6 protein-coding genes are annotated in these 6,739 nt (G+C 71.0%); 3 read left to right on the top strand and 3 right to left on the bottom strand.

The annotated features are described in order from the left end of the window. Positions 1–98 precede the first annotated feature (98 nt). Positions 99–1,637: an oxidoreductase gene (locus ACFWXC_RS40630; protein WP_384487102.1), complete on the bottom strand. Its 1,539-nt coding sequence runs from the start codon at positions 1,635–1,637 to the stop codon at positions 99–101. 106 nt (positions 1,638–1,743) lie between these two features. Further along, positions 1,744–3,021: an MFS transporter gene (locus ACFWXC_RS40635; protein WP_384487104.1), complete on the bottom strand. Its 1,278-nt coding sequence runs from the start codon at positions 3,019–3,021 to the stop codon at positions 1,744–1,746. 62 nt (positions 3,022–3,083) lie between these two features. On the opposite strand from ACFWXC_RS40635, the gene ACFWXC_RS40640 reads away from it, so the two are divergent. Then, a complete protein-coding gene (locus ACFWXC_RS40640) occupies positions 3,084–4,037 on the top strand; it encodes a LysR family transcriptional regulator (RefSeq protein ID WP_384487106.1) in 954 nt (317 codons plus the stop codon). A 100-nt stretch (positions 4,038–4,137) separates the two neighbouring features. On the opposite strand, the gene ACFWXC_RS40645 is transcribed toward ACFWXC_RS40640, so the two are convergent. Continuing rightward, positions 4,138–4,902 carry a dienelactone hydrolase family protein gene (locus ACFWXC_RS40645; RefSeq protein ID WP_384487108.1) on the bottom strand — a complete coding sequence of 255 codons (765 nt, stop codon included), beginning with the start codon at positions 4,900–4,902 and terminating at the stop codon, positions 4,138–4,140. Positions 4,903–5,026: 124 nt separating this feature from the next. Between ACFWXC_RS40645 and ACFWXC_RS40650 the strand changes: the two genes are divergently transcribed. Beyond that, the gene (locus tag ACFWXC_RS40650) at positions 5,027–6,184 is read left to right on the top strand and encodes an adenosine deaminase (RefSeq protein WP_384487110.1); all 1,158 of its coding nucleotides are present in this window, start codon (positions 5,027–5,029) and stop codon (positions 6,182–6,184) included. Positions 6,185–6,336: 152 nt separating this feature from the next. Next, positions 6,337–6,690, top strand: coding sequence for an ATP-binding protein (locus tag ACFWXC_RS40655; RefSeq protein WP_384487112.1), 354 nt, complete (start codon positions 6,337–6,339; stop codon positions 6,688–6,690). The last annotated feature ends 49 nt before the right edge of the window (positions 6,691–6,739 follow it).

The following is a 6,739-nucleotide window of genomic DNA, read 5'->3' on the forward strand; positions in this document are numbered from 1 at the left end:
CTACCGCAGCCCACTGACAATGGCCCCCGGAGTGCAGAAAAGCCCAGGTCAGGCAAGTTGCTTCACGGACATGAGCAGATGCCGGCGGGCGCCGGCCGCTAGTTCTTCTGCAGGGTGCGGGTGACGCCCGTGACGAGGGCGGTCGTCAGTACCCAGCCGAGGGCGACCATGAGGTAGGCCAGCCACTGGAGGCCGCCGTCCGGCCAGTACCAGGCGGTGCGCTGGCCCAGACCACCGAAGGGGATCAGGAGGTCGAGGGTGTAGACGAGGGGCTGGAACGGGGTGACGTCGCCTCGTTGGACCGGTCTGGGGGAGTGGGTGCCGAAGGCGAGCGTGCCCAGCAGGGTCAGTGCGAGGAGCCAGACGCCGGCCAGCCAGGGGCGGTAGCCGTAGCCGACGGTCGCGTCGAGCAGGTGCCCCCACGCGCGCGCGGCCGGGCGCAGGGTCCGACGCCGATGGCGCTGTTTGGCCAGGAGTACGCGGCGGCCGTCGTCGTCGTGACCGGCCTTCCGGTACCAGCTCGCCAACTGCTCGTAGGGCTGGGGGTTGTAGCCGGGGCTGCGTCGTATCCACGCCACGCGGTGGGCCACGGAATCCCGCCGCTCGCCCGTCTCCGCCACCTTGATGGAGCCGTAGACGAAGCCGTCCAACTCCACCACGTCCGGCCAGCTGTGCTCGCTGTCGTGGAGGTAGGACACCTGCGCGCCTTGCAGGTCCACGGCGCCGGACGGCGATCGGGCGGGGGTGAAGTCGAAGTCGACGGCCTGCATCAGCGCGGCGGCCAGAGCCGGGCCCTGGCCGTCGGGCCGCCCGTTCAGGAGGGCTCCTTCGAAGGTCAGGGTGCCCGAGGCCCGGGTACCGCGCAGCTGTACGGTCCCGTTCGCGGTGAACCCGTCGGAGAAGTCGAGCGTCGAGGCCGCGGCGTTGTCCAGGGCGAGCGACACTCCGCGTGGACCGGGGTCCGTCAGCTGTGCGCCCTGCATGAAGAGTCCGCCCGGCAACTGCGCGCCCAGCAGACGCACTTCACCCCGTGCGACGAACCCGCCCCGGCAGAAGACGCCCCCTTCCATGACCAGGCCACCGGCGGCCACGGCCCAGCCTCCGGGCGCGTCGATCTCGGCCTTGTTGAGGACCACTCCGCCGGTCACCCGGGCGTTGGTGAGCGACAGGGCGGTGATGTCGTGGTTGAAGGGCGAGCCGGCGCCACTCTCCACGAGGGAGCGCCGCAGGTCGACGTTTCCCTCGACGCGCGCCGACCCGGCGTCGATGCCGGGTATCCGGCTGCCGGTGATCACGAGCGTCTGTGTCGACGCCCCGAAGAGGTTCACCGGCTCCTCGAACCAGCAGTCCTCGATCCAGAGGGACTGACCGATCTGCGCGCCGGCCAGATCGAGGGGCCCGGCTATCCTCGCCCCGGCGAGCCTCAGACACGCGACGGCGCCCGGTTGCGCGGTGTTCGCGCCCAGGAGGAGCGTCACGATCACGGCGCCCCGCACCGTCCGTCCGGGGCCCCACCGCCCGCCCCCGGCGACACGGTCGTCCTCGGGCACACCCGTGCGCAGATCCACGCGGCGTCCCTCGGGGAACGCGTCCCACAACTCACGCTCCGGAGAGGTCAACTCATCGTATGAGAGCACTCGTGCAGAGTAGTGATCTTCTTTCGCGCTCGCCCTGCTTCACCGCACACGGACCGGGCTTCACCGCACACGGACCGGAGAGCCCCCGCGCCTCTGTGGGGGCGCTTCAGTGGGCGGTGGCCACGACGTGCCGGCGGGCCGCCACCGAGCCCAGCACCGTGATGGCCACCACGCCCGCGATCGCCAGCAGGGCCACCCCCACCGTGCCCGACCAGCCGCTCGCGTGGAAGGCCAGCGCGCCCACCGTGCTGCCCGCGCTGGAGCCGATGTAGTACGCGGACTGGTAGATGGCGGAGGCCTGGGCCCGGCCGTGGGTGGCGGTCTTGCTGACCGCCGAGGAGGCCACCGCGTGGCCCGCGAAGAAGCCCGCGGTGATCAGGACGAGGCCCAGCAGGACCAGCGGGAGTGAGTCGGCCAGCGAGAGCAGCAGGCCCACGGCCGTCGTTCCGCCGCCCAGGTAGAGGGCGCCCCGGCGGCCGAGCCGGCCGACCAGACGGCCCGCCGTGGACGCCGACACCGTACCGACCAGGTAGACGAGGAAGATCGAGCCGATGACGCCCTGGGGGAGCGAGAACGGTGCCTCGGTCAGGCGGTAGCCGATCACCGTGTACACGCCGCCGAAGACGGTCATGAAGAGCGCGCCGATCGCGTACAGGCGGCGCAGCAGCGGGTTGGCCAGATGGTCGCGGACCGTGCCGAGCAGCCGGCGCGGGTGCAGCGAGCCCGCCCTGAAGTGCCGCGGGGCCGGGAGGAGCAGCCGGAAGGCCACCGCGCAGCCGACCGCGATCACGCCGATGACGCCCAGCGCGACCCGCCAGCCCCACTCCTGCGCGACCCAGCCGGTGATGACCCGGCCGCTCATCCCGCCGACACTGTTGCCCGCGACGAACAGGCCTATCGCCGTGACCAGTGCCCTCGGGCGGACCTCCTCGGCGAGGTAGGCCTGCGCCGAGGCCGGCAGCCCGGCCAGCGCCGCGCCCTGGATGCCGCGCAGCACCACCAGCACGCCCAGCGACGGCGCGAAGGGGACCAGCAGACCCACGGTCACCGCCACCGCCAGCGACGCGGTCATGACCGTACGGCGCCCGAAACGCTCGGACAGGGCGCTCATCGGGATGACGAACAGCGCCAGACCGCCGGTCGCCGCCGCCACCGTCCAGCTCGCGTCGCTCGCGCTCACCCCGAAGCCGTCCGAGATCAGCGGCAGCAGCGCCTGCGTGGAGTAGAGGAGGGCGAAGGTCGCGACACCGGAGAGGAAGAGGGCGAAGCTCATCCGGCGGTAGCCGGGGCCGCCCGGGGTCATACGGGAGTCGGAGGTGTCGGAGGCGGGGACGGTTGCTGCGGCGTCCATGGCGGTGGACGCCCCGGTACTGGCGGGAGACATACCTCGAACGTACGGACCCCTTTTTGATCCGTCCAATGCATGGAATCGCCATAATCGTTCCCATGGAGCATCAGCAGAGGTCAGCCAAGCGCCTGTCACCGGACAGTGACACAGAAGACATGACGATGTTGCTGGCTCCACGCCTCGCGTACTTCGCCGGCGTGGCCCGCACGGAGCATGTCACCGGGGCCGCGCAGGAGCTCAACGTCCCGCAGTCCACCCTCTCGCGCGCGATGGCCCGCCTGGAGCAGGACCTCGGCGTCGGCCTCTTCACCCGGCACGGCCGCACGGTCTCCCTCACTCCCGCCGGCCGCACCTTCCTCACCTCGGTCGAACGCGCCCTCGCCGAGGTCCAGCGCGCCGCCGACGAGGTACGCGCCGACGCCGACCCCACCACCGGCAAGGTCGCCTTCGGCTTCCTGCACACGATGGGTGCGGAGACCGTCCCCGGCCTCCTCCAGGCCTTCCGCGTCGACCATCCCCGGGTCCGCTTCAGCCTCGTCCAGAACTACGGCGAGGCGATGATCGAGAAGCTCCGGGCGGGCGAGCTGGACCTCTGCCTCACCTCCCCGGTGCCGGACGCCCCCGACCTGGTCGCCCGGCGCCTGGACGAACAGAAGCTGCGCCTGGTGGTTCCCGCGGACCACCCACTCGCCGCCCGCAAGCGCATCCGCCTCGCCGAAGCGGCCGACGAGACGTTCGTGACCCTGGAGCCGGGCTACGGTCTGCGCCGCATCACCGACGACCTGTGCAAGGAGGCCGGCTTCCGCCCGCGGATCGCCTTCGAGGGCGAGGAGGCGGAGACCTTGAGGGGCTTGGTGGCGGCCGGGCTGGGGGTTGCCTTGCTCCCCCCACCCGCGTTTCCCCGCCCGGGAGTCGTGGAACTGACGGTCACGGCGCCGAGGGCGGCGAGGGAAATCGGCGTGGCATGGCTGGACGGCCACCCGGACACTCCTCCGGTAGCAGCCTTCAAGCGCTTCCTGCTGTCGAGAAGGGGCAACTTGCTTCCCACCTAGGGAACAGCGCGCCCCGTCAGGGGCGCGGGGCTCTGTCCATATGCGGCTCCGCCGCGTGGGCGCGACCAGCCACCACGCACCCGCACTCCGAAACCGGACATCAGCCCTTACGGAGCGACCGCCCGAACCCCGCCGCAAGCGGCATCCGCAACCCGATCGGCGGCGGCGCGGCCAACGCGTCCTCCACCGGCCGCGACACCGCATACCCGAACAACGCCCCCAGCACGAAGTCCGAAGCCAGCGCCAGCACTTCGTCCCGGTGCTGATGCAACCCGTGCCCGTCCGAGTGCACCTCGAACCGGCACACCTCCCGGTTCGCCTTCTTCGCCCGCGCCGCCAGCCGGAACGACTGCTCCGGATCGGTCCGTTCGTCGTTCGTGCCGTGCACGATCAGCACCCGGCGCCCCACCAGCTGCCGTACCGGTTCCTCGGGCGCCGCCTCGTCCGCCTCCGGCAGCCAGGGGGCGATGGAGACGACCGAGTTGACGGCTTCATGGCCGCCCGCGCGCAGCGCGGCCCGGCCGCCCATGCCCAGACCCAGCAGGCACACCGGGACATCGCCGTACCGCCGTACCACCTCGTCGGCCGCCCAGTTCGCGTCCCCCGCGAGATGCGCCTCGTCGCCGTTCCAGCCGCGATAGCGGTAGTGGACGATGTGCGCGGCCAGCCCCTCGTCCCGGCCGTCCCGGGCGAGCCGGCGTCCGAGTGCGCGGACGAAGGGTGTCGCCCATACGAGGGACGGTTTGCGGGCGGAGATCTCCTCACCGCCCGGGAGCAGCAGGACCGCTCCGCTCACCGTCGTCGGCTCCTGGCCGACTGCCCTGCCCAGCCTGGCCGTTCGGACCGGCGTCGATTGCTGTGCCATGACAGAACAGTGTCAGAAGAAGCGGTGTACGCGACCCGTCCGTGCGGTCACCGTTGCGTATCGACGGGAAACGGAATTCACCGAGTACCGAGCGATCTACGCGCGTAGGAGTTACAGTGCGGAAATGACGAGCCAGAGCATCGCGAACATCCCGACGCCGGAGCAGATCCGCCGGGCACCGAAGGTTCTGCTGCACGACCATCTCGACGGCGGTCTGCGCCCCGGCACCGTCGCCGACCTCGCGCGGGAGACCGGCTACACCGGGCTTCCCGAGTCCGATCCGGACAAGCTCGGTCTCTGGTTCCGGGAGGCCGCCGACTCCGGTTCGCTGGAGCGGTACCTGGAGACCTTCTCGCACACCGTCGGGGTCATGCAGACCCGGGACGCCCTGGTGCGGGTCGCGCGCGAGTGCGCCGAGGACCTCGCCGAGGACGGCGTCGTATACGCCGAGGTGCGGTATGCGCCCGAGCAGCATCTCGAAAGGGGTCTGTCCCTCGAAGAGGTCGTCGAGGCCGTCAACGAGGGCTTCCGGCAGGGCGAGGCGCTCGCCAGGGAGGGCGGCCGGCGGATCCGGGTCGGCGCCCTGCTCACCGCCATGCGGCACGCGGCCCGCTCCCTGGAGATCGCCGAGCTGGCCAACCGCTACCGGGACCTGGGCGTCGTCGGCTTCGACATCGCCGGCGCCGAGGCCGGCTACCCGCCCACCCGGCACCTCGACGCCTTCGAGTACCTCAAGCGCGAGAACAACCACTTCACCATCCACGCCGGCGAGGCCTTCGGGCTGCCGTCCATCTGGCAGGCCCTCCAGTGGTGCGGCGCCGACCGGCTCGGCCACGGCGTGCGGATCATCGACGACATCCAGGTCCACGAGGACGGCACGGTCAAGCTCGGCCGCCTCGCCTCCTATGTCCGTGACAAGCGGATCCCGCTGGAGCTGTGCCCCAGCTCCAACCTCCAGACCGGGGCCGCCGACTCCTATGCCGAGCACCCGATCGGGCTGCTGCGCCGGCTGCACTTCCGGGCCACCGTGAACACGGACAACCGGCTGATGTCCGGGACCAGCATGAGCCGGGAATTCGAGCACCTCGTCGAGGCATTCGGTTACACGCTCGATGATCTGCAGTGGTTCTCCGTCAATGCGATGAAATCAGCGTTCATTCCTTTCGATGAACGACTCGCCATGATCAGTGACGTCGTCAAGCCGGGTTATGCGGAGCTGAAATCCGAATGGCTGTTCCAGCAGGCCGCCTCCACCAGCGGTTCTGTCGATCCGCAGGGCTGATCGGGTGACCCGTCGGGGTCCGGAAAGCGGACGGTGTCCCGCCGGTCGTCCGCATTTCGGTGTTTGCGGTGGGCAGTCCGGCATGTTTACGGTCGTGGACCGCTCAGCGCGTTTATTTATCCCCGTCTCCGTATTCCAAGGACGCATCAACGATGAAGCAGTCTGCTGCCAAGACCCTCGGTGTCGCCGCTCTCGGTGCCGCCTTCGCCGCTGCCGGCGCGGGCGCGGCCAACGCGGCCCCGGCCGTCCCGGACTCCTCGCAGGCCCTGGACACCGTCACCAAGACGCTGCCGGCCGAGAACGTCTCCAAGGCCCTGCCGGGGGCCGGTGAGGCCCTGGCGCAGGGGCAGACCGCCCTCGCCGCCGGTCTTGCCACCGCCCAGCCGGCCGCCGAGCAGCTGCTCGGCGGTGGCCCGACCAAGCCCGTCGCCGGCCTCCTCGGCGGACTGCCGGTCCAGGGCATGCCCACCCACGGCCTGCCGGTGAACGGGATTCCGCTCGGCTGACCTCTCCCCGGCCGGTCGGCAACGCCGTTGGGGCGCCCCGGAATCCTCC

The sequence above is a fragment of the Streptomyces sp. NPDC058683 genome, from assembly GCF_042716195.1.
Lineage (GTDB): Bacteria > Actinomycetota > Actinomycetes > Streptomycetales > Streptomycetaceae > Streptomyces.